This window comes from Mesorhizobium sp. WSM3879, from assembly GCF_002294915.1.
Lineage (GTDB): Bacteria > Pseudomonadota > Alphaproteobacteria > Rhizobiales > Rhizobiaceae > Mesorhizobium.
This window is the reverse complement of record NZ_NSFZ01000001.1, coordinates 69,271-93,630: the sequence shown is the minus strand read 5'-3', so window position 1 is coordinate 93,630 and position 24,360 is coordinate 69,271. Positions and strand designations below refer to the sequence as shown.

Genomic DNA, 24,360 nt, shown 5'->3' with positions numbered 1-24,360 from the left:
CCTTTCGGCCGGGGCGTTCGGTAGCCGCCTGAGATGGGTTCAATGTATGCCGGGTAAGGAATTTGCGGAATAGACGCGGACCTGTGGATAGCGGGATTATCGGGGACCGATGCGACAAGTCTCGGAATTTGCGGGCCGAACGCCTTAGACAGCCTGTCCCCATTTTCCGCGGTCCTTTCGACGATGAGCCTTGCCCCGCCAGTCGGCCCGCGTTTGAATGCCGGCAAAGTGCTGTGGCGCTGCATCAGCCGAGTCGCCTTGCGCTTCCACGCAACATGCCTCGGGGGAGATCAGGTTGAAGGTCGGGGTGGTTCTCAATCCGATAGCGGGAGGGGGCAAGCTCAAGCGGCATTGGTCCGAAGCCGCCGCATCGCTCAAGAGGCATTTCGGCGATTTCGAGCTGCGCGAGACGCAGACCAGCGGCGACGCCGAGCGATTGGCAATCGACCTCGCGGCCAGCGGGTGCGATCTGGTGATCGCGGCCGGCGGCGACGGCACCGCCAGCGAGGTGGCGGACGGACTGCTGCAGGCAGAGCATGAGACCGGCCGGACCAGCGCGCTCGGCCTTTTGCCCTGCGGCACCGGTATCGACTTCGCCAGAGGGCTCGGCCTGCCCGACGAAATCGAGGAAGCACTGGCGCGTATCGCCGGCGCCGGCGCGCGCAAGGTCGATGCCGGCCGCGTCTGCTACATCGACGACCACGGCGCGCTCGCCAGCCGTCACTTCATCAACATCGCCAGCCTCGGCCTCTCCGGCGCCACCGATCGCGCGGTCAATGCGGACAAGCGCAAGGGCAGGGTCGCGGCCAAAGCGCTTTTCTTCTGGCGCACAGTGCTGGAATTCATCCGCTATCGCTTCCAGGAGGTCAGGATCACCATAGACGACGGCGAGCCGGTCGAGGCGCGCATGGCGCTGGTGGCGGTAGCCAACGGGAAATTCTTCGGTGGCGGGATGATGATTGCGCCGGACGCCGATCTGTCCGACGGCCAGTTCGATGTCGTCATCCTGCGCGCCGCCGGCAAGCTTGGGCTGATCCGCGACATCCGTCTCCTCTATGGCGGGCGCCACCGCAACCATCCGGCGATCACCATCCTGCGCGGTCGCAAGGTGCTGGTCGAACCGCTAGGCGACGTTGAGAAGAACGGAGCGCTAGTCGACATAGACGGCGAGTCGCCAGGTCGGATTCCGGCAACTTTCGAGATATTGCCCGGCGCATTGACGCTCAGGTGTTGAATCGCCTGCCTGAAGGTTTGATTCCGCCGGTGTGATTAGGCGATTGAAATAGCTGGCTAAAGTTTTGGCGGATTACAGTTCGAGCTTGGCCGGGAAGCCTGGCGCGCGAAGCTCCGTGCCGACCGCATCCTCCAGAAGCTTGACGATCTGGGTCGACCAGGCGCCACCGCCATACTTCTGCCTGCCGACCTCGAAAATCTGGTTGACGAGTGGTGCCAGTTGCAGCGGCACGCGAAAATCCCTGGCCATGCCCAACGCGAAACCGAGATCCTTCAAAGCCAGGTCCATGGTGAAGCCGATGTCGTAGGAGCCGTTCAGGATGAGCTGGCTTTCGGTCTCGTGGACGAAGCTGTTGCCGGAAGAGGCGACGATGGCGTGATAGGCCTGGGCGAGGTCGAGCCCGCCCTGGTTGGCGAGCATCAATGCCTCGCCGGCGGCGACCAGATGAATGAAGGCCAGCATGTTGGTGATGACCTTGATCACCGCCCCCGAGCCGACCGGTCCCATCAGCAACGACTTCGCGCACATCGCCTCGATCGCCGGCCGGTGGCGCTCGTAGAGCGCGGCGTCGCCGCCGACCAGCGCGGTGATCTTTCCTGCCGCCGCCAGGTGCACGCCGCCGGTGACCGGACATTCCAGCGTCTCGACACCTTTCGCCGAAGCAAGTGCGGCCAGCCGCAGGATCTCGTCGCGGCCATTGGTCGACATTTCGATCCAGGTGCCGCCGGCGGCCAGGCCGTCCAGCAATCCGTCAGAACCGGCGAGCACAGCTTCGCTCACTTTCGGCGAGGGCAGGCAGGTGATCGCATTCCCGGCGCGGGTCGCGGCATCCGCCGGGCTCGCCGCCGCCGTAGCGCCGAGCGCGACCAAACGCGCAACCGCCGCTGGGTCACGATCGAAAACGGCAACAGCGAAGCCGTGGCGCAGCAGGCTGGCGGCAAGGTTGCCGCCGAGATGACCAAGGCCGATGAAGGCGTAGGCGAGGCGCGCGGTCACGGCATCAGCGGCGTCTGCATCATCTGCAGATGCAGGTCCTTGGCGCTATAGGGGTGCGCCTCGCAGATTTCCTCGTTGAGCTCGACACCGAGGCCTGGCTCCTTCGACGGGATGACGTGGCCATCCTGCCATTCGATCTTCTTCTTGAGCAGCGTGGCGTGAAAACCGTCCCACTGCTTCAACGATTCCAGGATGAGGAAGTTGGGCAGAGTCACCGCAAGCTGGATGTTGGCGGCGCCGACGATCGGCCCGCAATAGCAATGCGGCGCCACCTGGATGTGGTAGGCCTCGGCCATGGCGGCGATCTTCTTGGTTTCGAGAATGCCGCCGGAGCGGCCGAGATCCGGCTGCAGGATGGTTGCGGCGCGGTTCTCGATGACGCGCGCGAATTCGAATTTCGTCGTCAGCCGCTCGCCGGTGGCGATCGGGATCGATGTGCCGCGAGCGACCTGCGCCATCACCTCGGGCATGTCCGGCGGCACCGGCTCCTCGAACCACAGCGGATCGTAGGGCTCGATTGCACGCGCCATACGAAGCGCACCGGAGGCGGTGAACTGGCCATGGGTTCCGAACAGGATGTCCGCCCTGGTGCCTACCGCCTCGCGGATCGCCTTGATCATGCGCACCGAGAGGTCGATGTCGATCAGGCGCGGCTGATGGCCGTCATAGGCCGTGTAAGGCCCGGCCGGGTCGAGCTTGACGGCGTTAAATCCCTGCTCGACATATTCCAGAGCGCAGGCCGCGGCCATGTCTGGATCGTTGTAGACGTTCTGGCCGCGGGCGTCTTCCGAATGGACGCTGCCGGTGTGCGGATACAGATAGGTGTAGGAGCGCAGCGTCTCGTGCACCTGGCCGCCGAGCAGCTTGTAGGCCGGCTTGCCGGCCTCCTTGCCGATGATGTCCCAGCAGGCCATTTCGAGTGCCGAAAAGCAGCCCATCCCGGAAACGTCGGGACGCTGGGTGAAGCCGGAGGAATAGACGCGGCGGAAGAGGTTCTCGATATCGTGCGGATCGCGGCCGATGAGGTAGCGCTCGGCCATATCCTCGATCATTTTTGCGGTGACATGCGCCGAGAAGGTGGCGTTGTAGGCCTCGCCATAGCCGACCACGCCGCCATCGGTGGTGAGCTTGACGAAGATGAAATACTTGCCGCCGATGCCGGGCGGCGGGTTGCCGACAACCCAGGTCTTGACGTCGGTGACTTTCATTTCTGATCCTCCAGAACCCGCTCGGCGCCTTTCCATCCGGTGAGGATTGCGGCGGCGTTGGTGTTGCCCGTGATGTTGTCGGGAAAGATCGATGCGTCGATCACACGCAAGCCCTCGAGCCCATGCACCCGAAGCCGGGGATCGACGACGGCGCGCGAAGCGTCCGGACCCATGCGACAGGTCGAGACGGGATGGTAGACGGTGCCCGAGCGCTTCCTGAAATCCTGAATCAGATCGGCATCGGAAGTAATTGACGGACCAGGCAAAACTTCTTCCTCGATGATCTCGGCCATCGCCGGCATCGAGGCGATCTTGCGCACGAACTTCACCGCCGCCAGCATCTCGTCGACATCGGCGTTGGTCGAATAGGCGTTCGCCGTGATCTTCGGATAGTCGCGCGGATCCTTCGAGCGGATCATGATCTCGCCGCGACTCGACGGCCGGCAATTGGAAAGTCCGATGGAGAAGCCCGGCCACGGATCGGGCGTCAGGATCGGGCGCTCTCCGCTCTTGGGGATGACGGTGGAGAAGGCCTGGAAATAGAGCTGCATGTTCGGCCGCGCCATCGACGGGTCGGTGCGGAAGAAGCCGCCGGCATTGTTCATCGACAGCGACAGCGGACCGGAACGCAGCAGGATGTACTGCATGCCCACCAGCAGCTTGCCCCACCATGGCCGCAGGATCTGGTTCAGCGTCGGCAGCTTGCCCTTGAAGGTGTAGTTGATGCCGACATGGTCTTGCAGGTTGGCCCCGACATTGTCGTTGGCGTGGACGACCGGGATGCCGAGATCGCCGAGCAGCGCCGACGGGCCCACACCGGAGAGCTGCAGCAGTTGCGGCGAGTTGACCGAGCCGCCGGAGAGGATCACCTCGCGGCCCGCGCGGACCCTCTTGGTTTCGCCGTTTTGCTGGTACTCGACGCCGACGGCGCGCTTGCCCTCGAACAGGATTTTCGTCGCCAGCGCGTTGGTCTCGACGCGCACATTGTTGCGCTTCATCGCCGGGCGCAGGAACGCGCGGGCGGCGGACATGCGGCGGCCGTTCCTGGTGGTGATCTGGTAGACGCCGACGCCCTCCTGGGAGGCGCCGTTAAAATCCGGATTTAACGGCAGTCCGGCCTGCTGGGCGGCCGCCAGATAGCGCTTGGTCAGCGGATGCACCGCATTCGAGCAATCGGTGATGTGCAAGGGGCCGCCGACCCCGCGCCATTGGTCGGCGCCGGCCTCGTTGTCCTCCAACGCTTTGAAAGCGGGGAGCAGGTCGTCATAGCTCCAGCCCGCATTGCCGGCGGCGGCCCAGGCATCGAAGTCCTCGCGCGCGCCGCGGATGAAGACCATGGCGTTGATCGAGCTCGAGCCGCCGAGCAGCTTGCCGCGCGGCCAGTGGTCGGCATTGTTGCCGAGGCCGGGATCGGGATCGGCCTTGTAGTTCCAGTTGACGGCCGGATCGAAGAAGGTCTTCCCGTAGCCGAGCGGCATCTGGACATAGAAGCGGCGATCGCTGCCGCCGGCTTCAAGCACCAAGACCGAGAAGCGGCCCGAGGCCGAGAGCCTTTCCGCGACCACCGAACCGGCCGAGCCGGAGCCGACGATAATGAAATCATAAGTCTGCATGATGCGCGGGCGGGCTCCGAGATCCGGCGCTTACCCTAGACATTGCCGGCTCACGTCGTCGCTGGGGCTTCCGGCATGGCTTGTGAAAAAAGCGACCGAGCCGCGACGCGTCCTTCGCCTTCAGCAAAGCTTGCGACATCGCGATGGCATTGGTACGGCTTCAGGAAGCAGCGGCTGGAGGACCCCTCATGGTGCACTACGCGGACGGCAAGCCGCTCGGCGACCTGACATTGAGGACGCTCGCCATGCCGTCGGATGCCAATGCCGCCGGCGACATATTTGGCGGCTGGGTGATGGCGCAAATGGACCTGGCCTGCGGCATCCGCGCGGCCGAACGGGCCAAGGGCCGTGTGGTGACGGCGGCGGTCAAGGAGATGTCCTTCGCCAAGCCGATGAAGATCGGCGACACGCTCTGCATCTACACCCATGTCGAGCGCGTCGGCCGCACCTCGATGACGCTCAAGGTCGAGGCCTGGGCGCAGCGTTATCTCGCCGACCTGATGGAGAAGGTCACCCATGCCGATTTCGTCATGGTGGCGCTCGACGGCGACGGCAAGCCGAAGCCGGTCCCAGCCGAAAGCTGACGGCGAACGCTTTTCCGGACAGGCAAATTTGTAACAACTCTTGCGCGGGACGTGCGTCCGACGACGTCCGATGGTTGCTTCCGCGCCCGAGGGTGCGTGCCGCTGGAGGAAAGACAATGCGTCAACATATGCTGAACGGCTGGCTCGTGGCAGCCCTTCTCGCACTCGCCTGTCTGCTCGGCATAACTGCCTATGTAGAAGTGAAAAAAGAGCTCCCGCGCACGGTGTGGATGCATGGCCTCGGGGCGGAGCAGAGTCAGGGAGCGATGCGCGCAATCTGCTCCTTGGCGCCGCGTGGCAGTACCACGTCAAAAGCCTGAATGGTCGTCTCAGACGCGACCAAAGCCGTCAGGGTCGGGCGGGGCACTAAAGGTTGATGTGCCCTCCGAATACGACAGGTCAAAAAGACACAACTGCAGACTCCTTGCGCAGTCAGCAACGCTGCGACGCGATGCTTGCAACACGTTGAGCTTCAAGGCTTTCAGGGATGCTCGCCATCGAATTTCGCGCGTGCCGCGCGTACTCGATTGGTATTCTTTCGTGCCCATTCGCCGAGCGCGCCAACCGGCACCAGCAACTCGTGGCCGAGCTCGGTCAGCTCGTAATCGACGCGCGGAGGAATGGTCGGAAAAACCTTGCGCGTGACAAAGCCGTCCCGCTCCAGGCCGCGCAAGGTGATGGTCAGCATTTTCTGTGAGATGCCGCCGACGGCCGTGCGCAATTCATTGAAGCGCATCGGTCCGCCGCCCAGCTTGCCGACCACCAAAACGGTCCATTTGTCGCCGACCCGTTGTAGGATTTCCGATACGGCCCGGCAGTCCTCAGTGTTGTACGGGTGCCTCGGTAACAAAAATGTGCCTCCTTGCGCGCCACTTTGTCAGTATCACATATAGCGCCGGTATCCAAACGATACCGAAATTCCCCCGCAAGGAGAGCCCCCTTATGTCCAAACCCAAAATCGCCATTGTCGTCGGTTCGACGCGCGCCGCCCGCTTCGCCGACGTCCCGACGCAGTGGATCGCCAAGATTGCCAAGACGCATGCCGATATCGACGTCGAAGTCGTTGATTTGCGCGACTGGCCGCTGCCGTTCTTCGATGAGGTCGCATCCTCCGCCTGGGCACCGTCGCAGAACGAGGTGGCGCAGCGCTGGCAGAAGAAGGTCGCCGAGTTCGACGGCTTTATCTTCACCGCGGCCGAATACAATCACGCGCCGACCGCCGTCTTGAAGAACGCCATCGATTACGCCGCCAATGAATGGAACAAGAAGCCGGCCGGTTTCGTCGGCTATGGCAGCGTCGGCGGCGCGCGCGCCGTCGAGCAGCTTCGCCTGATCGCCGTCGAGCTGCAAATGGCGCCGGTCAAGTCGGCAGTGCACATCGCCTGGGGCGATTTCCTTGCGGTCCGCCAGGGCGACAAGAAGCTGGAAGAGATCGAACATCTGAACCAGGCGGCGGCGGCGCTCATCAATGACGTTGCCTGGTGGGCGAAGGTGCTGAAGGCGGCGCGCGCCGCCGACGCGATCGCCAGTGAAGCCCAGGCGGCTTAAGCCGCTTCATCCTCCCAAAATATCATCTACGGGCGGCGCTTGCGCCGCCCCTTTTATTTGCGGAAGCCTCGGTCGTCGACAGACGATCGCTCAAGGATTTCGCTCTGCTGCCGCTTTTATGTCAGACATACTGGAGAAAGTCGGATTTCAATTGGGCATCCTTCGGGCGCAACCTTAGTCGTTCGCGTGAAGTTTGAAACGCCGATCGTCGTAGAAATCCAGATATCCCGAATGGACGGGATCCGCGAGACGGCGGGATTTCATGTAAGCCTGCGCCACCACATGCGGACCGCCTTCAATGGGCTCAACCTCGATCGGGACGCGCAGGTTGCCGGGCTTGCCAACGGATTCGATCCGGTCAAGCCCAGCCAGGGCGCGGTCGTCGACCGCGTAGAGCTCGCCCCTGACGTGGAAGCCGAGACCCGGTTCATTGAACATCATCGGAGCGAAGCGAGGTCCGGCAATCAGCATCGGGAAACGCTCACGGGTCCTGCAGGCACCGATGCACGCGGCCCCGGACAAACCCGCCTTGTGAAGAGGAAACCCTCTCTTCAAGGTTCCGAACACGAAGAGGTTGACGAGCATTCTCCGGAACGCCGGCCGAAGCTGGAAGTTCATCCGTTTTCGCCATGTTCAGGGCAGGTGCAAATCCGCATGACTCAAGAATTCTCAATTATCCTGTCTGCGGACGAAGCCGCGAAAGCGGAGGCCGCCGCGGCGCTCTACCGCTATAACGTCGCCATCACAGGGACGGACGACCGCATTCCCATAGGCGCCGTATTGTGTGATGGCTCGGGCAAAGCTTTGGGCGGCCTATGGGGAAGGACCGAACTCGGCCTTCTGTTCTTGGACATGTTTTTCGTGCCCGCGCATTTACGCGGTCTGTCTTACGGCGCCCGGTTGCTTGCCGCCGTCGAAGAAGAGGCAAAGGCGCGGGGCTGCAGACGCGCCGTCGTGGAGACAAGCAGCTTTCAGGCGCCTGGATTCTACAGCCGCCACGCTTATGTGGAATTCGGCCGCGTTCCGTTCGGGTTCGATGGGCAGGCCCGCGTCTTTCTTCGCAAGGAACTGGCCTGAATGGACGTTGGGAAAACCCGGCAGATCCAGGCTCGCTATCGGCGCGCCATCGGACGGTGGCCGTCGGGCAGGCGGGTGGCGATCAGTTTGTCGATACGGCGGCCGTCGAGGTCGACCACCTCGAAGCGCCAGCCTTGCGCGTCCACGCATTCGCCGGTAGCGGGAAGGTGGTGCAGATGCGACAGCACATAGCCGGCCACCGTCTCGTAGTCGCGGTTCTCCGGCAAGTCGATGCCCAGCACCTCGGCCATCTCGTCAGCCTGCATGTAGCCGGCGAGCAGCCATGAGCCGTCCTCGCGTTTGACCGCGTTCTCTTCCTCGCCCGCGTCGAGGTCCGAGCGGAAGACGCCGGTGATCGCTTCCAGGATGTCGGCCGGCGTGACGATGCCTTCGAAATGGCCGTATTCGTCATGGACGAGCGCCATCGGCACGTCCGATTCCCGCAGCCTTTGCAGCACGTCGAGCGCGTCTGCCTGATCATGGACGATTGGCGCGGTGCGCACATGCTGGCGCGGATCCAACACCCTGCCGGCAAGAAGGGCGGCCAGCACGTCGCGCGTCTGGATGACCCCTATCATGGCATCGACATTGCCGTCGCCCGCAGGCAGGCGCGAATGCTGGCTCTCCATCAAAAGCCGTTTGATGGTCGCCTCGTCGGATTGCAGGTTGATCCAGTCGACCTCGGTGCGCGGCGTCATCACGGCGCGCACAGCGCGGTCGCCAAGGCGCATGACGCCGGCGATCATGCGGCGCTCGTCGGATTCGATGGTGCCGTGATGCTCGGCCTCGGCGACCAGCATCTTGATCTCCTCGTCCGTGACCTTCTCTTCCGCCTCGCCGGCCTGGCCGAGCAACCACAGAACCGCGCGGCCGGAAATGTCGAGCAGAAAGACGAGCGGCGCCGATACCTTGGCGAGAATGGTCATCGCCGGTGCGGCGCGGACTGCGACGCGCTCGGGATCCCTGAGCGCGATCTGCTTCGGCACGAGCTCGCCGACGATCAGCGAGGCGTAGGTGATGACCGCGACGACAATGCCGACGCCGATGGGGTCGGCGATGTTCTCGCGGATGCCCGTCGAGGCCAAATATTGAGCCAGTCGCTCGCCGAGCGTGGCGCCGGAAAAGGCGCCGGAAAGAACGCCGACCAGGGTGATGCCGATCTGCACCGAGGACAGAAACTTGCCCGGGTTGGAGCCGAGCGCCAGCGCGCGGCCGGCACCCCTGACATTGCGGTCGATCATCGCCTTGAGACGGGCCGGCCGCGACGAGACGATAGCCAGCTCCGACATGGCCAAAAGGCCGTTCACCAGGATGAGGGCGGCCACAACGGCGATTTCGACGTATAGCATGCGGCGTCAATAGCATTGCTGCGGTGCATTCGAAAATAGCGGGTTGGGCGTTTTTCGAATTGCGCCGTTTGCCGCTTCGAGAATGCCGGATGCGCTAGGGCAATCGCTTCAACACGCCAACCACCGCCATACCGTCGGTGAAATAGGGATCGCCGCCGCCGTTCCTGCCGTTTTTCGTCGCGCCGATCCCCGGGATCTCGCTGGACGATGTCAGCATGCCTGCGGTGCTGAGGTCGCCGATCAGCAAGTTGCGCTCGGCGTCGATGTCCGGGCCGATATGATGGGTGATGGCACCGGTGTCGTGGCTCAGGCCGACGCCGCGGTCGAAGCTGGCAGCGCCCAGCCAGAGCGGGCGGCCGTCGTCGCCGACAGTATTTGTCTGCCAGAAGCGGACGTGGTGGCGCCGGTCGGCGCTGTCGCCCACGGGCTTTTCGAAAGCGAGGTCCTGGGCGCGGCCTTCAAATAGCAGGCGGCTGATCGGCGCATCGGGATAGGGTCGGGAGAACAGGACGCTCTCGCCGATGTCGATCGCTGTCCTGAGCGTGACGGCGTCGGCCGTGTCCCAGCCGGCCACGGCAAAAGCGTGGACCACCTCCTTCTCGGTGCCGACAAGTCCAACATTGATCGGGTCGCCGGGAATGCCCTGCGGCGTATGCGTCACCATCTCGAAGCGCTGCGTGCGGAAGCCGCGCTCGCGCCACGTCCAGAATTCCGGCGCGGCAAGATAGGCAAAGCCCAGATAGAAAGCACAGAAAGCCGCCAGCCAAATCGCCGCGCGTCGCCTAAGGCTTCGCTCACCCACGAGAGACCACTCCCAAGCCTGTGCCCGGCCCACTCTATGCGGTGTTGGGCCGGTTGGGCAGTAGGCTGAGGGTCAGCGGCAGGCGCGGTAGCCGTTCCTGCGGTTCTTGACGTCGAAGTGAAAGTGGTTGCGGTGGTCGTAATTATAGCCCGGGCCGAGCACCGTGTTGAAATATTGGCAGCCGTCGGCGCGAACATTGTTGAGGAAGCCGCGGGTGCGAAACGCAAACAGGCCAGGCTTGCGAACGTCGATGTCGTTGCCATTGTTGAGCTCGATGCTCATGACATCGAGCGCATTGCCCTTGCCGTGCTCCGACAAGACGCCCTCGCCGGCGATCTTACGGCAGGAATAGCTCGAGCCCTGGTGGATCGCCCTGACGCCGGAGAAATAGCGCCAGCGGGCTGCCGGCACGAGCTCGTTCCTGGTCCAGGCGGCGAAGGTCGCGGCCATGTTGCAGGTCAGTGTCGCTGCCGGTTTCATCTCGACGCTGCCGATGGCTGAAACTTTCACCGGGAAATCGATGCCGCACTGGCCTTCGTGGATCGGCTGGATGTCCTGGTAAACGACGCCAAGCCGTTTCAGTTCATTGCGGCAGTCGATCTCGCTGGCCGGCATCTGCTCGGGCGAAGACAAGGGCTCATCCATGCGCGGATAGGCTGCCTGGGTCAGGTAGGGATCGGACGGAACAAGCCTCTGCATGCCGGAATATTGCGGAGCCTCGGGCATGGCGGAGGTCTGGCTGCCGACGTCGACGGCCGGCTGCAGCGAAAAGACATCGCCGGTGGTGCAGGCCGAGACCGCTGTGATTGCGAGCCCCGTTGTCATTCTGACGGCAACGGAGCGCGCACGAGTGCTTAGTCGCGCCAAGGCGAGGCTGGCGCCAAATATTGCGGCCATCGAAAGGCATCCTGTCCCCGGATGGCACAAGTCTAGTCGGCAAGAGTAAAGGAAAGATCAGCGCCGGCATTCACGCCTGGGGCCGAATTGCGGCATCTGTTCTTCGCACCCACTCATTGGCAGAACGTTCCGCCATTCCGTCTCGGTTCGAGGTCGAAGTGGAAGTGCAGCGCATGGTCCGGATCGCTGCCTGGGCCGAGCACCGTCTTGAACGGCCCGCAGGCGGCCTTGCGGATCGTGTTCAGGAAGTTTGCATCTTTTTCGGGCGGCACCGGGCCGACCTCGATCGTCCTGCCGTCGGAGAGTGTGAAGGACGCTATGTCCAGCGCATTGCCGAAGGCGTGCTCCGAAAGCTTTCCACCACCGTTGCGCGGGCGGCAAACAAAGGCGGAGGCCTGGCCGATCGATTTGAGATCGGCGCCAAATTCGGCCTTCGCGGCGGGTTGGATGACTTCGACGGCAAATCGTGCCGCAGCCTCCGCCATTTGGCAGTTGAGTTCGGCTCCGGCGCCTATACTGATCGATTTTCCTAATGTTTTCATGACGATGGGATAGGGAATGGAGCAGCCGATCTCGGCTTCGTGCTCGGCCTTGTGCTCCTCGAATTCGACGCCGAGCGTCTTGAGGCGCTCACGGCAGGCAACCTCCTCCGCCGGCATCTTGTCGGCTGGCAGCTCAGCGGAGCGCGGATCGGGCAGTATTTTGTTGTCGTGGGTATCAGCCGGCTTTTCAGGTGGCTTTGGTGCGGCAGCGGGCGGCTTCGGTTCCGCGATGTCGGGTCGTTGCGTCGGAATCGGCACCGCAGACGGCGCCTCAGGTTCGCCTTCCGTGTCGGTTGACGGCTCGGTGGCCGAAGACTCGGGATGCTGCCGCTTTCCCTCACGAGACTTTTCTTGATTGATCTGGTCGGATGCGTCAGCGTCCTTTGGACCGGCAGCCTTCTGCTCTTCCAGCGTTGCGGTGCCGGCCTTTTGCGCTTCTGCGGGCCGTGGTTCTGGCACCGGAGCATCGGCGGGCAAGATCGGCTGGTCCTGCGTTTGCTGTTGCGCCAGCTTTGGCGCGACTTGCTGCTTGCCGCGCGGTCTCACGCGGTGCTTGATCCTCGGCCGCAGTGGCTGATCGGCCCGCTGCGTCAACGGCTGCTCCATGCGCGGTGTCAGCGGCTGCCTGTGACGATGCTTGGCATCGGCCGGCGTGACCAGCAAAATCCCCGCCGCCAAAGGCAGCGCCAGTCTGCAAAATCCGGAAAAGCTCAGCCTCGCCATCGGCCGGAAACGGGCCGGGCATCGCAAGGTTGCCTTGAACGCTGCGGCGCTGCGATCAAAATCGGTTACCGGTTCGTTACGCGCCGATCGCCTCCAGGCCTTCCTCCAGCCAATCGGCGAGCTGCGGCAGTCCGAGCAGGTACTTTGCGGTGCGCTTGTTGGCGCGCTCGCGCGCGGCCGCCACCGCGTCGATCCATTCGGAAGCTTCGTAGTCGCCGCGGCCCACCCAGGCCAACGCTACGAGCTCGGCCGCTTCATCGACATTGAGGTCGTTGATAAGCTCGCGGAATTCCTCCTCGGTGAGGTCTTCCGATGCCTCCTCGACAAGGCCGTCGTGATGATGATTGTCGTGCCTGTCGCCATCGAACTCGACCTCGTGCTCGGCGCCGTCGTCGTAGTCCTCGTTGACGGCTGCGCTCAGCGCCTTGGCCTTCAGGATGAACAGGCGCACGGTATCCGGGTCGATGGAAAGCTCCCATTCCTTCTCGAGGCGCTGCTGCACTGGCCTTTCCCCTCGTCGTGCGCTCGACTGATGATAGCGGATTTGCGGCCCGCGTCACATCCGTTCGCAGAGGCGATGCGCTCCCCGACCTCCAAATAGTTTGGCTTTTGACAGGTTTTCGGGATGAAACCGCATCGAAGCGGCGTTAATCTGCCGTTGTCACGCTTAAGGAGGCTCCGATGCGCAGACGTTTGCTTGTTCAGGTCTTGGCTGCTGCCGTTAGCCTGCCGCTGTTCGCGGCGCCTGCATTCACCGCCGGCGAGGGCGGTGGCGGTGGCAGCCAGACTACCACTCAATGCAAGAAGGGTCAGGTCTGGGACAAGAAAAAGAAGAAATGCGTCGTGCCGCAGTACGGCATGCTGGATGACGACAGCATCTATGAGGCAGGCCACGACCTGGCGATGGCCGGGCGCTACGACGAGGCGATTTCGGTGCTGACGCTCGCCGCCAACAAGCAGGATCCGCGCATTCTCAACTATCTCGGCTATTCGCATCGCCATTCCGGCCGTGTCACGGTCGGCCTCGGCTATTACGAGGAAGCGCTGCGCATCGACCCCGACTACACGCTGGTGCGCGAATATCTCGGCGAGGCCCATCTGCAAATCGGCGATCTTGCCGGCGCGCAGGAGCAGCTCAAGGAAATCGAGAAGCGGACCGGCAAAGGCTCGCGCGAATACGGCATGTTGTCAGAGCAGATCGAACGTTTCCTGAGGAGCTGATTCTTCTCAGATGCTTTTCGAAGCCGGCTGCGAGCAATCGCGGCCGGCTTTTTGCTGGCGGCATTGCGGATTTAGCGCCGGATGGCCTTGCGAAAGCGGTGGTGATTTTACTGAACATCATTTTTGAGCGTGAAAATCGCGCGGAGATCGCTATATTCAGGGAAATTGTGGTGAAACGGTTCCGTTAGCCCGAGGCTGCCGGACCGTTTTCTTTTTGTACCCAACGACAAGGCTATTCCCGAAAAGCGGGGGTAGTGGCAGGAAAGGTCAGGCATCATGATCAAGGTCCCGATGACAGGCGAGGGGTTCGCGTCATTGAAGGAAGAACTGCGCTGGCGCCAGCAGGAAGAGCGTCCACGCATCATCGAGGCGATCTCCGAAGCGCGCTCGCATGGCGACCTGTCCGAGAATGCCGAGTACCATGCGGCTAAAGAGTCGCAGAGCCATAATGAGGGCCGTATCAACGAGCTCGAGGACCTGATCGCGCGCGCCGAGGTGATCGACGTCTCGAAGCTCAGCGGCGACAAGGTGAAGTTCGGCGCCACGGTCGTGCTGGTCGACGAGGACACCGAGGAAAAGAAGACCTATCAAATCGTCGGCGACCAGGAAGCGGACGTGAAGTCCGGCCGTATCTCGATCTCCTCGCCGATCGCGCGCGCGTTGATCGGCAAGGAAGTCGGCGATGCCATCGAGGTCAACGCCCCGGGCGGCGCACGGGGTTACGAGATCGTCCAGGTGCAATTTATTTGAGGGCTAGACTGGCGTTTCCGATCTAGGCGCCAGCAGCCGCTCTGCTTCAGCCATAACTTCGGCCGGCGTGACTTTGCCGCCGGCGGGCGCCAGCAGTGTCGATGAATAGGGCCCGCGCGGGCCGGTCAGGCCGGGCTCCGTCGCCAGGAATATGGCGACGGTCGGCAGGCCGAAAGCGCTGGCGAGATGGGTGAGGCCGGTGTCGGCGCCGATGACGAGCGTCGACCGGCCGAGGATCGCGGCGACATCCGCTAGCAGCGATTTCGGAACCAGCACCGTTTCCGGCACGGCGCCGGCGATCGCCTCGGCAACACGCTTCTCCGCTTCGTTCGACCAGGTGACGATCGGTGTAAATTGCTGCGACACCAATCGGCGCGCAGTATCGACCCAGTCTTCGACCGGCCATTTCTTGTCTTCGCGGCTGGTGCCGTGCAGCAGGAAAGCCGTTTTACCTTCGACGCCGGAAAGTCCGCCTGCCGGCGGCACTATGCCGGAGCTGAGCGTCGAGAGGTCCGCCTGATACCCCAGCGCCAGGCCGAACAGGCGTCTGGTGCGCTCGATGGCGTGCAACTCGCGCGGCACGGCGTATTTGCGCTCGTAAAGCAGCGTCGCCGAGGGCTCGCGGGCGCTGGAGCGGTCGAAGCCGGCGATCGGCGCGCCGGATTGCTTGGCGACCACGGCCGATTTCAACAGCCCCTGTGCATCGATAACCAGGTCGTAGCGGCGCGAGCGAAGCGCACGTCGCAGGCCGGCCATCTCGCGCCATGTGCCGCCGTCGAACGGCTTCTTGCGCCAGCGCCGGAGCGCCACCTTGTGGATGGTTCCGATCGCCGGATGCAAGGCGACGACGGCGGCAAAGGCCTCTTCCACGCACCAGTCGAAGCTTATGTCCGGGCGATTGCGGAGCGCGTCCTCGACGGCCGGGAAGGTGTGGATGACATCGCCCATCGATGATGTCTTGACGATGAGAACCCTCATGCGGCCGCAGGAATTTCAAGCAACCGGTCGGCGGCAGCGGCGACCCGCGCGACATCGAGCGTCTTAAGGCAGTTGAGATGGCCGAGCGGGCAGACCTTGCTGTGGCAGGGCGAGCAGGAGAGATGCAGCCAGATCAGTTCCGAACGATCGGTCAGCGGCGGCGTGTTTTCGGGCGAGGTCGAGCCATAGACGGCGACGATTGGCGTGTCGACGGCGGCGGCCACATGCATCAGTCCGCTGTCGTTCGAGACGGCTAGCTTCGCCGCGGCGATCAGGTCGATGGCATCCTCCAGCTTCGTCCGGCCGGCAAGGTCGACGGCGCCCGGCGCAAGCCTCGCGATCTCGCCGGTGACCTCAGAGTCGTTCTTCGAGCCGAGCAAGGCGACGCCCAGGCCTTTTGCCATCATCCCGCGGGCTAGCTCAGCATAGTATTCGCTCGGCCAGCGCTTCGCCGGGCCGAACTCGGCGCCCGGCAACAGGGCGACGAATTCTTTTGCACCCAGCCCGAACCGCGCCAGCAGATCGGCCTGATTGGCCATATCGACGGTGAGCTTCGGCGGGCGAAAAGTGCCGCCGCGCGCCAGGCCGAAATAGGCCTGAGCCGTGCGCCGCTTCACCGCATCGGGCAGCGGAACGATGTCGGTCAGCAGGCCGTAGCGCATTTCCCTCAGATGGCCGACACGGCGCGGAATCCGGGCGAAGAACGGGATCAGCGCCGATTTCCAACTCCCCGGCAGCACATAGGCCATGTCGTAGCGGCCGCGCAGCAGGCGGCCGAAGCGCCTGCGGCTGCGGAATTCGAGCGTGCCGGGCATCAGTGGAAAGTCGATCTGGCAGCGTATTTCGGGCATGCGCTTGACCAGGGGCGCTGCCCAAGCCGGCGCGAGCACGTCGATGGCCGCATTCGGATGCTTTTCCTTCAGCGCGGCGAACAGGCACTGGGCCATGACCATGTCGCCCACCCAGCGTGGGCCGATCACGAGGATCGTTGGGCTTTCAGCCATTGGACATAGTCTCTGACGCCGGTTTCGACGGTGCGGAATTGGCCATTGTAGCCGGCCGCGCGTAAGCGGGACATATCCGCCTCGGTAAAACTCTGATAGCTGCCCTTTAGGTGTTCGGGGAAGGGAACGAACTCGATCTCACCCTTGCCGAGCGTGTCGATCACCGTCTCGGCAATGGCGCGGAACGGCTGGGCGCGGCCGGTGCCGCAGTTGAAGATGCCGCTTGAGCCCCGCTTCCATAGCCATAGATTGACGTCGGCGACGTCGCCGACATGGATGAAGTCGCGGCTCTGCTCGCCGGGGCCGAACCCGCCATAGGCGCCGAACAGCTTCGGGTTCTGGCCCTGCTCGACCTGGTTGAACAAATGGAAGGCAACCGAGGCCATGGCCCCCTTGTGCGCCTCGCGCGGCCCGTAGACGTTGAAATAGCGCAGGCCGGCGACCTGCGAGTGATCGGTGTCGAAGACATTGCGGCGGACATAGTCGTCGAACAGCTTCTTCGAATAGGCGTAGACATTGAGCGGCCGCTCGAATTCGGGCTCTTCGCGAAACTCGCTGCCGCCGCCATAGACCGAAGCCGAGGAGGCATAGAGGAAGGGCACCCGCAGCGCCAGGCAGGCGTGCAGCAGGCGCTTCGAATAAGCGTAGTTCACGTCCATCATGAACTTGCCGTTCCATTCGGTGGTGGTCGAGCAGGCGCCCTGATGGAAGACGGCCTCGATGCGGCCCAGCCCGCCATCCTCGAGCCGGGCCGGAAGCTCGTCCTTGTCGAGATAGTCGGTAATGCGGAGATCGGCCAGATTGGCGATCTTGTGGCCGTCGGTCAGATCGTCGACGACCAAGATATCGTCATGGCCTTCGGCATTCAGCGCGGCGACGATGTTGGAGCCGATCATGCCGGCGCCGCCCGTGACGATGATCATCCTTGTGAGCCTTGTTTCGTTGCCGATTCCGGCCCTTATAGGGGAGGCGCGAGCAGGTGTCGATAAAAGGTCCCCGGTTGTGGAGCATCGGCTACGACGAATGTAGGGATGGATCGGCAGAACGGCTCGCGAGATAAGCTCTGGCGCGCCGAACGGTACGTCTTCGGTCGAAGCAAGCTATGGTGGTTTTGAGGGCCGTGGCATGAGCCGTCGGTGTGCGTTCTTGCCGTTGGTATAGCCATGACATCCGATCTAAAGCCCGGCCTTCACTACCTTCAAACCCTGCGGGTCGACGACTCCCTGACGGTTCCGGCAATGACAACGGCCTTTGCGGGTTTCGGCGACATGCCGCCGGTTTTCGCCACCGCCTTCATGGTCGGCTTCATCGAATGGGCGTGCGTCGAGGCATTGCGTCCGTTCCTGAGCAGCCATGAGAGAACCGTCGGCACCCATGTCGACGTCAGCCATGTCGCCGCGACGCCCGTCGGCATGACTGTCACCGCCGATGTCGAGCTTGTCGCGGTGCAGGGGCGAAAGCTGCGCTTCAAGGTATCGTGCAGCGACGAGAATGGATTGATCGGCGAAGGTTTCCACGAGCGCGCGGTCATCGACCATGACAAGTTCATGGCCCGCGTTCTTGCCAAATCAGGGCAGACCGGTTCGTCGCCACAGTGAGGCCGCAAAGCTCCCGCTTCAGTCGGCTCTCATCGTGAGGGATCAAGATGCCGTCGACCGAACTGCTTATCGCCTTTTTCGTCACCACGGCTATCTTCGCCTATATTCCCGGACCGGCCATGCTCTATGCCGCCGCGCAGACCATGGCGCGCGGGCGTTGGTCGGGGCTGACGGCGGCGCTCGGCATCCATCTCGGCGGCTATGTCCATGTCCTTGCCGCCGCAACCGGGCTGTCGGTGTTGTTCCACGCCGTGCCGCCGCTTTACATGGCCGTCAAACTTGTCGGCGCGCTGTACCTGATCTGGCTCGGTGTTTCGCTGTTCCGCGCCAAGATCCAGGGAAACGGAACGCTTCCTGCCATAGAGCGAAAATCGGCGCGTCGCGCCTTTTTCGAAAGCATCACGGTCGAGGTGCTCAATCCCAAGACAGCCATCTTCTTCATGGCGTTCCTGCCGCAGTTCATCGATTTTTCGGCGACCTTTCCGGTTTGGCTGCAGTTCGTGGTGCTGGGAACCGTCGTCAACCTGATGTTCTCGTCGGCCGACATCGTTTGCGTCTTTCTCGCCGGCGCGATGATTGCGCGGCTGCGGCGCTCCGGTCGCGCGCAGCGCCTTATGCAGCGCGCAGGTGGCGCCGTGCTTGTCGGTCTCGGCGTCCATGTCGCCTTGCAGAAGAGCTGATCCGTCCGGCGCCTTGGCCGGCGCGCGTGCACCGGCCCGCCGTTGCGCTGGCCCCGATTGCGGTATATCGGCATCGCGAAGAATGAAGAGCGCCGCATTTCCGGCGCTGCAACCCCGATCAAGAACCGCCGTTCTCGGCGCGCGCCAGTGAGATGATCAAGCACCATCTGCCTTCCCCGGAGCCCTTGCATCGCACCATCGCCCACTTCGGCGAGGTCACGGTGCTGGTGGTCGGCGATTTCATCCTCGACCGTTTCGTCAACGGCGTCATCGAGCGGATCTCGCCTGAAGCGCCGATCCCGGTGCTGCATGGGCGGGGCGAGGTGGTGGCCCTGGGCGGCGCCGGCAACGTCGTTTCCAACATCGTTTCACTGGGCGGCGCCGCGATCCCGGTCTCCGTCATCGGCGCCGACCAGGCCGGCGACAATCTCATGCGCATGCTCGGCGATCTTGGCGCCGATACGGACGGCCTTGCACAGCGGCAGGACCGCATGACCTCGTCGAAGAGCCGCTTCAGCGCGCTTAACCAGCAGGTGCTGCGTTTCGACGAGGAGGAAATCAAACCGTTGTCCAGTGGCGAGCGGGCGACGCTTGTCGAGCATTTCCAGGCTGCCCTTGCGCGCGCCGATATCGTCATCCTGTCCGACTACGGCAAGGGCATCCTGCTCGACGGCGTGGCGGCCGAACTGATCGCGATCTGCCGCGATGCCGGAAAACCGGTGCTGATCGACCCGAAGGGCCGCGACTATGCGCGCTATGCCGGGGCGACGGCGGTCACGCCCAACCGCAAGGAACTCGGCGAGGCGGTCGGACGCCCGGTCTTCGGCGATGACGAGATCGTCGCTGCGGCACGCGACCTGATTGCCGCGCATGACTTCGAGTTCATCGTCGCGACGCGCAGCGAAAAGGGCATGAGCGTGGTCACCGCGGAGGATGCCCGCCATATCTCCACGCAGGCGCGCGAAGTGTTCGACGTCTCCGGCGCCGGCGACACGGTCATCGCCACCTTCGCGCTGTCGCTCGCCGCGGGCGCCGACCGGGTGCAGGCTGCTACAATCGCCAACGCCGCCGGCGGGGTCGTGGTCGGCAAGCGCGGCACGGCGCGGCTGACAGTGGAGGAGCTTTCCGGCGCGCTGTTGCGCTCGCATGGACCGGTCGCCCACAAGGACGCCATTCTCGACGCCAATGCGGCGGCCAGGATGGTGGCGGCCTGGAAAGAGGAGGGGCTGTCGGTTGGCTTCACCAATGGCTGCTTCGACATTCTGCATGCCGGCCATGTCAGCCTGCTGCACGCCGCGCGCAGCCGATGCGACCGGCTGGTGCTCGGCTTGAACAGCGACGCCTCGGTGCGCAGGCTGAAAGGGCCCGGACGTCCGGTCAACGACCAGCACGACCGCGCCTGCGTGCTCGCGGCGCTCGCCTCGGTCGATGCCGTTGTCGTCTTCGAGGAAGACACGCCGCTCAAGCTGATCGAGGCGCTTCTGCCCGACATCCTGGTCAAGGGCGCGGATTACACGATCGAGACCGTGGTCGGTGCCGACGTGGTGCAGAAGGCGGGCGGGCGTGTGGTGCTGGTCGACCTCGTCGCCGGCAAGAGCACCACCAAAACCATCGGCAAGCTGCGCGCCGGCGGCGCGAATTGAGGGTTTCATGTCCGAGCTGAACGACTATCTGGTCCGCTCCGCGGCGGCGATCTCGGCAATGGTCGAGCGCGATCTCACCGGCGAGATGGAGCGCGCGGTGAGCGCGGTCGTGAAGGCGCTGTCACACGGCAAGGCGCTGCTGATCTGCGGCAATGGCGGCTCGGCGAGCGACGCCATCCACATCGCCGGCGAACTGGTCGGCCGGTTCCTTAAAGAGCGCAAGGCCTACAATGTCATCGCGCTGCCGGCCAATGCGGCGGTGCTGACCGCCTGGGGCAACGATTACGGCTTCGACACCGTCTTCTCACGCCAGGTCGAGGCGCATGGGTCGGAAGGCGCGGTATTGCTCGCCATCTCCACCAGCGGCAATTCGCCGAGCATCCTTGCCGCCGCCGAGCAGGCGCGGGCCATGGGCATGACGGTGATCAGCCTCACCGGCGACACCGGCGGCAAGCTCAAGCCGCTCACGGACATCTTGCTCAACGTGCCGTCGAGCTCGACGCCGATCATCCAGCAGGGGCATCTCTGCCTCTATCACCACCTGTGCGAGGCGGTCGAAGCGCGTCTCAGCAATGGCTGACCGCGAAGGGGATTTTCCGCTCGTCGAGCCCGGCCTGTGGATCGAGCGGATTGGCGCCAAGGCGTTTGCGGCTGGCCTGCCGGCACTGTTTCTAGACCGTGACGGCACCATCAATATCGATACCGGCTATCCTGACGATCCGGACGCCATGGTGCTGCGCGACGGTATCGCGACTGCCATAGAAGCCGCGAATCGGCGCGGCATTCCGGTCATCCTCATCACTAATCAGTCCGGTATCGCGCGCGGCTATTTTGGCTGGGACGCCTTCGCCCGGGTCAATCAGCGGGTGCTCGAACTGCTTGCCGAGAAGAACGCAGCCGTCGACATGGTGCTGGCCTGCGCCTACCACGAGGCCGGCTCGGGCCCGCTGGCGATCGCCGATCATGCGATGCGCAAGCCCAATCCGGGCATGCTGCTCGAGGCAGGGCGCCGCCTCGGCCTCGATCTCAAGCGATCGCTGATCGTCGGCGACAAGCCGGCCGACATGGAAGCAGGCCAGCGCGCCGGCCTGGAGCGCGGCTGGCTTGTCGATGGTGAAGCCATGGCGATGGGCGGGCTTTCGGTTTTGCCGCTGCGCGGGGCGCAGGACCTAGAGAGCCTGCTGACCGCGATACGGTCGCTCTGATCGCGGATTGATTCAAGATTGATCGCCAAATCGCTGTTTTTCCAGCGGCTTCATCGGAAGCCGGCGCATTAAGCCGGAAAGGCGACCAGCCCCTCGTCCTTGACCCGGCGGATGGTCAGCGCGGTGCGCACCGTGTCGACATTGGGCGCCGAGGCGAGCTCCTCGATGACGAAGGTCTGGAAGGTGCCGAGGTCGCTTGCCACGCAATGCAGCAGGAAATCGGACTCGCCCGACACCATCCAGGCATCGCGAACGATCGGCCAGCCCCTCGTCCGCTCGGCAAAAGCCTTGAGCTCGGCGTCGGCCTGATGGTGCAGGCCGATCAGGCAGAAGGCGACGACATCCATGCCGAGCGCCGGCGCATTGAGGAGCGCACGGTAACCGCGGATGATGCCGGCCTCTTCCAGTCGCCTGACGCGGCGCAGGCAAGGCGGCGCCGAGATGCCGACGCGGCCGGACAACTCGACATTGGTCATACGACCGTCACTCTGCAGCTCTCGCAGGATCTTCCAGTCGATGGCGTCGAGATCGGCTTTGAGCGGCATGATCGGCTTTCGCGCAAGAATCTTTCGCGATTTTGTAATTTGGTTTCGCGCGCGAGGCCATCCCTTTGCGATGATTTTCTGCAACTGGCTGCGATATGGCCCTGTATACCGCTATGAAGCTTTCCGGGGACGAAGGCCAAGCTGCCTTGCTGGCTTGGCGGGCAGCACTTACATTACCGGCAACAAACCACGGCTTCGCGCCGCAGGGGACTTTTTCATGAACACCAAACACGCGCCCGTTCTCATCATCGGTTCCGGGCCGGCCGGCTACACCGCGGCGATCTATGCCGCCCGCGCCATGCTGAAGCCGATGCTTGTCGCCGGCCTGCAGCAGGGCGGTCAGCTGATGATCACCACCGACGTCGAAAACTATCCGGGCTTCGCCGATCCGATCCAGGGCCCCTGGCTGATGGAGCAAATGCTCAAGCAGGCCGAGCATGTCGGCACCGAGATCGTCAACGACATCATCACCGAGGTCGACCTCAACGTGCGGCCGTTCCGCGCCACCGGCGATTCCGGCACCGTCTACGCCGCCGACGCTTTGATCATCGCCACCGGCGCGCAAGCCAAGTGGCTGGGTATCCCGTCCGAGCAGACCTTCATGGGCTTCGGCGTCTCGGCCTGCGCCACCTGCGACGGCTTCTTCTATCGCGGCAAGGATGTCGCCGTGGTCGGCGGCGGCAATTCGGCGGTGGAGGAGGCGCTCTACCTCGCCAACCTCGCCAAGAGCGTCACCGTCATTCACCGCCGCAACGATTTCCGCGCCGAGCGCATCCTGCGCGAGCGGCTGTTCAAGAAGGACAATGTCCGCATCATCTGGGATACCGTCGTCGACGAGATCACCGGGCAGCCGGGCAAGGCACCGCTGCCGCCTTCGGTCGACGGCTTGAAGCTGCGCAATGTGATGACGGGCGAAGTGTCGCGGCTGCAGGTCGATGGCGTCTTTGTCGCCATCGGCCATGCGCCGGCGGTCGAGCTTTTCATCGGCAAGCTGAAGCAGAAGCCGAACGGCTATCTGTGGACGGCGCCCGATTCGACCCGTACCGACGTTCCTGGCGTTTTCGCTGCCGGCGACGTTACCGACGATGTCTACCGGCAAGCGGTTACAGCTGCCGGGCTCGGTTGCATGGCCGCGCTCGAGGCGGAGAAATATCTGGCGGGGATCGAGGTTCACCGCGAAGCGGCGGAATAATCGATCGGCTGAAAAAAGCCGTTTAAAAGCCTGATTTTTCATTCAGACGCCAAAGGCAACACGAGGGGAATCATGGCGCTGGACTGGGACAAGCTACGCGTGTTTCACGCTGCGGCAGAGGCTGGGTCGTTTACCCATGCCGCCGAAACGCTGCACCTGTCGCAGTCGGCGATCTCGCGGCAGGTCAGCGCGCTCGAGCATGACGTCGGCGTGGCGCTGTTCCATCGCCACGCGCGTGGCCTCGTGTTGACCGAGCAGGGCGAGATGCTGTTCCGCACGGCACATGACGTGCTGATGAAGCTGGAGACGATCAAGTCCCGGCTGACCGAGACCAAGGATCGCCCGTCCGGCGTGCTGAGGGTCACGACAACGGTGGGGCTCGGGGCCGGCTGGCTGACCGAGCGCGTGCAGGAATTCATCGAGCTCTACCCCGAGATCAGCCTGCAGCTCATCCTCGCCAACGAGGAGCTCGACCTCACCATGCGCCAAGCCGATTGCGCCATCCGCCTGCGCCAGCCGCAGCAGCCGGATCTTATCCAGCGCCGGCTGTTCACGGTGCATTTCCACCTTTATGCGTCGCCTTCCTACGTGGCGAAGTTCGGCAAACCGGCCTCGATCGCCGAGCTCAGGAACCACCGGATCGTCACCTTCGGCGTGCCGGTGCCCTCGCATCTGTCGGAGCTGAACTGGCTGGAGACGGTCGGCGATTTCGAGGGCGGGCAAAGGGTGCCGACGCTGCAGATCAACGACATCCTGTCGATCAAGCGCGCGGTCCAGGGCGGCGCCGGCATCGCCATGCTGCCCGACTACGTCATCAACAAGGACTCGAACCTCGTCCAGTTGCTGCCCGATACCGAGGTGCCGTCCTTCGACACCTATTTCGCCTATCCCGACGCGATGAAGAATCAGGCGAAGCTGCATGTGTTCCGCGATTTCATCATCGCCAAGGCGCGCAGCTGGTCCTACTAGCA

General features: G+C 63.7%; 27 protein-coding genes. 13 read left to right on the top strand and 14 right to left on the bottom strand.

Annotated features, from left to right (window positions below):
* The first annotated feature begins 295 nt into the window (after window positions 1-295).
* The gene (locus CK218_RS00495) at window positions 296-1,234 is read left to right on the top strand and encodes a diacylglycerol kinase family protein (RefSeq protein WP_095826558.1); all 939 of its coding nucleotides are present in this window, start codon (window positions 296-298) and stop codon (window positions 1,232-1,234) included.
* Between the two features lie 72 nt (window positions 1,235-1,306).
* Here the strand turns inward: CK218_RS00495 and CK218_RS00490 are convergent, their stop codons facing one another.
* The 3 genes from CK218_RS00490 to CK218_RS00480 are packed head-to-tail and all read right to left on the bottom strand — an operon-like array spanning window position 1,307 to window position 5,051.
* Window positions 1,307-2,230: an NAD(P)-dependent oxidoreductase gene (locus CK218_RS00490; protein ID WP_095826557.1), complete on the bottom strand. Its 924-nt coding sequence runs from the start codon at window positions 2,228-2,230 to the stop codon at window positions 1,307-1,309.
* Window positions 2,227-3,438, bottom strand: a complete 1,212-nt coding sequence (locus tag CK218_RS00485; protein WP_095826556.1) for a mandelate racemase/muconate lactonizing enzyme family protein — start codon at window positions 3,436-3,438, stop codon at window positions 2,227-2,229. The genes CK218_RS00490 and CK218_RS00485 overlap by 4 nt, the downstream gene beginning before the upstream one ends.
* On the bottom strand, window positions 3,435-5,051 hold the full coding sequence (locus tag CK218_RS00480) for a GMC family oxidoreductase N-terminal domain-containing protein (RefSeq protein WP_095826555.1): 1,617 nt from the start codon (window positions 5,049-5,051) through the stop codon (window positions 3,435-3,437). The genes CK218_RS00485 and CK218_RS00480 overlap by 4 nt, the downstream gene beginning before the upstream one ends.
* A 188-nt stretch (window positions 5,052-5,239) precedes the next feature.
* Between CK218_RS00480 and CK218_RS00475 the strand changes: the two genes are divergently transcribed.
* Window positions 5,240-5,635 (top strand): acyl-CoA thioesterase, encoded by a 396-nt coding sequence (locus tag CK218_RS00475; RefSeq protein WP_066994459.1) that lies wholly within the window; start codon window positions 5,240-5,242, stop codon window positions 5,633-5,635.
* Window positions 5,636-6,116: 481 nt separating this feature from the next.
* On the opposite strand, the gene CK218_RS00465 is transcribed toward CK218_RS00475, so the two are convergent.
* Window positions 6,117-6,485 carry a helix-turn-helix domain-containing protein gene (locus tag CK218_RS00465; protein WP_066994462.1) on the bottom strand — a complete coding sequence of 123 codons (369 nt, stop codon included), beginning with the start codon at window positions 6,483-6,485 and terminating at the stop codon, window positions 6,117-6,119.
* 92 nt (window positions 6,486-6,577) lie between these two features.
* Here CK218_RS00465 and CK218_RS00460 point away from each other — a divergent pair, with 92 nt between their 5' ends.
* Window positions 6,578-7,183 (top strand): NADPH-dependent FMN reductase, encoded by a 606-nt coding sequence (locus CK218_RS00460; RefSeq protein WP_067326641.1) that lies wholly within the window; start codon window positions 6,578-6,580, stop codon window positions 7,181-7,183.
* 174 nt (window positions 7,184-7,357) lie between these two features.
* Here the strand turns inward: CK218_RS00460 and CK218_RS00455 are convergent, their stop codons facing one another.
* Window positions 7,358-7,801: a gamma-glutamylcyclotransferase family protein gene (locus tag CK218_RS00455; RefSeq protein ID WP_095777325.1), complete on the bottom strand. Its 444-nt coding sequence runs from the start codon at window positions 7,799-7,801 to the stop codon at window positions 7,358-7,360.
* 36 nt (window positions 7,802-7,837) lie between these two features.
* Between CK218_RS00455 and CK218_RS00450 the strand changes: the two genes are divergently transcribed.
* Window positions 7,838-8,260 carry a GNAT family N-acetyltransferase gene (locus CK218_RS00450; RefSeq protein ID WP_095777326.1) on the top strand — a complete coding sequence of 141 codons (423 nt, stop codon included), beginning with the start codon at window positions 7,838-7,840 and terminating at the stop codon, window positions 8,258-8,260.
* A gap of 35 nt (window positions 8,261-8,295) precedes the next feature.
* Here CK218_RS00450 and CK218_RS00445 read toward each other — a convergent pair whose 3' ends face one another.
* From CK218_RS00445 to CK218_RS00425, 5 genes are all read right to left on the bottom strand, one after another.
* On the bottom strand, window positions 8,296-9,609 hold the full coding sequence (locus CK218_RS00445) for a hemolysin family protein (RefSeq protein WP_095781308.1): 1,314 nt from the start codon (window positions 9,607-9,609) through the stop codon (window positions 8,296-8,298).
* Between the two features lie 94 nt (window positions 9,610-9,703).
* Complete coding sequence (locus CK218_RS00440) at window positions 9,704-10,411, bottom strand: LssY C-terminal domain-containing protein (protein ID WP_066994473.1); 708 nt, start codon at window positions 10,409-10,411, stop codon at window positions 9,704-9,706.
* Between the two features lie 72 nt (window positions 10,412-10,483).
* Window positions 10,484-11,236, bottom strand: a complete 753-nt coding sequence (locus CK218_RS00435) for an extensin family protein (RefSeq protein ID WP_245425815.1) — start codon at window positions 11,234-11,236, stop codon at window positions 10,484-10,486.
* 185 nt (window positions 11,237-11,421) lie between these two features.
* Entirely contained in the window at window positions 11,422-12,456 is a 1,035-nt protein-coding gene (locus tag CK218_RS00430; protein WP_066994925.1) for an extensin family protein, read from the bottom strand.
* 193 nt (window positions 12,457-12,649) lie between these two features.
* Window positions 12,650-13,075, bottom strand: a complete 426-nt coding sequence (locus tag CK218_RS00425; protein WP_095781310.1) for a DUF3775 domain-containing protein — start codon at window positions 13,073-13,075, stop codon at window positions 12,650-12,652.
* 179 nt (window positions 13,076-13,254) lie between these two features.
* Here CK218_RS00425 and CK218_RS00420 point away from each other — a divergent pair, with 179 nt between their 5' ends.
* The gene (locus CK218_RS00420) at window positions 13,255-13,794 is read left to right on the top strand and encodes a tetratricopeptide repeat protein (protein WP_095781311.1); all 540 of its coding nucleotides are present in this window, start codon (window positions 13,255-13,257) and stop codon (window positions 13,792-13,794) included.
* Between the two features lie 276 nt (window positions 13,795-14,070).
* Entirely contained in the window at window positions 14,071-14,544 is a 474-nt protein-coding gene (greA, locus tag CK218_RS00415) for a transcription elongation factor GreA (protein ID WP_027168132.1), read from the top strand.
* Between the two features lie 3 nt (window positions 14,545-14,547).
* On the opposite strand, the gene waaC is transcribed toward greA, so the two are convergent.
* The 3 genes from waaC to rfaD are packed head-to-tail and all read right to left on the bottom strand — an operon-like array spanning window position 14,548 to window position 17,449.
* Window positions 14,548-15,522, bottom strand: a complete 975-nt coding sequence (waaC, locus tag CK218_RS00410) for a lipopolysaccharide heptosyltransferase I (protein ID WP_095826554.1) — start codon at window positions 15,520-15,522, stop codon at window positions 14,548-14,550.
* Window positions 15,519-16,526, bottom strand: a complete 1,008-nt coding sequence (waaF, locus tag CK218_RS00405) for a lipopolysaccharide heptosyltransferase II (RefSeq protein WP_095826553.1) — start codon at window positions 16,524-16,526, stop codon at window positions 15,519-15,521. Before waaF ends, waaC begins: the two co-directional genes overlap by 4 nt.
* Window positions 16,499-17,449 (bottom strand): ADP-glyceromanno-heptose 6-epimerase, encoded by a 951-nt coding sequence (rfaD, locus tag CK218_RS00400; protein WP_095826552.1) that lies wholly within the window; start codon window positions 17,447-17,449, stop codon window positions 16,499-16,501. Before rfaD ends, waaF begins: the two co-directional genes overlap by 28 nt.
* Before the next feature lie 240 nt (window positions 17,450-17,689).
* On the opposite strand from rfaD, the gene CK218_RS00395 reads away from it, so the two are divergent.
* From CK218_RS00395 to CK218_RS00375, 5 genes are all read left to right on the top strand, one after another.
* A complete protein-coding gene (locus CK218_RS00395; protein ID WP_095826551.1) occupies window positions 17,690-18,124 on the top strand; it encodes a thioesterase family protein in 435 nt (144 codons plus the stop codon).
* 47 nt (window positions 18,125-18,171) lie between these two features.
* On the top strand, window positions 18,172-18,804 hold the full coding sequence (locus tag CK218_RS00390; RefSeq protein ID WP_095826550.1) for a LysE family translocator: 633 nt from the start codon (window positions 18,172-18,174) through the stop codon (window positions 18,802-18,804).
* A gap of 152 nt (window positions 18,805-18,956) precedes the next feature.
* Complete coding sequence (gene rfaE1 / locus CK218_RS00385) at window positions 18,957-20,447, top strand: D-glycero-beta-D-manno-heptose-7-phosphate kinase (protein ID WP_095826549.1); 1,491 nt, start codon at window positions 18,957-18,959, stop codon at window positions 20,445-20,447.
* Window positions 20,448-20,454: 7 nt separating this feature from the next.
* A complete protein-coding gene (locus CK218_RS00380) occupies window positions 20,455-21,027 on the top strand; it encodes an SIS domain-containing protein (protein ID WP_095826548.1) in 573 nt (190 codons plus the stop codon).
* Entirely contained in the window at window positions 21,020-21,652 is a 633-nt protein-coding gene (locus tag CK218_RS00375) for an HAD family hydrolase (RefSeq protein ID WP_095826547.1), read from the top strand. Before CK218_RS00380 ends, CK218_RS00375 begins: the two co-directional genes overlap by 8 nt.
* 68 nt (window positions 21,653-21,720) lie before the next feature.
* On the opposite strand, the gene CK218_RS00370 is transcribed toward CK218_RS00375, so the two are convergent.
* Window positions 21,721-22,197, bottom strand: a complete 477-nt coding sequence (locus CK218_RS00370; RefSeq protein WP_066994506.1) for an Lrp/AsnC family transcriptional regulator — start codon at window positions 22,195-22,197, stop codon at window positions 21,721-21,723.
* 217 nt (window positions 22,198-22,414) lie between these two features.
* Between CK218_RS00370 and trxB the strand changes: the two genes are divergently transcribed.
* The gene (trxB, locus tag CK218_RS00365; RefSeq protein WP_066994509.1) at window positions 22,415-23,389 is read left to right on the top strand and encodes a thioredoxin-disulfide reductase; all 975 of its coding nucleotides are present in this window, start codon (window positions 22,415-22,417) and stop codon (window positions 23,387-23,389) included.
* A 72-nt stretch (window positions 23,390-23,461) separates the two neighbouring features.
* Entirely contained in the window at window positions 23,462-24,358 is an 897-nt protein-coding gene (locus tag CK218_RS00360) for a LysR family transcriptional regulator (protein WP_095826546.1), read from the top strand.
* Window positions 24,359-24,360: the final 2 nt, after the last annotated feature.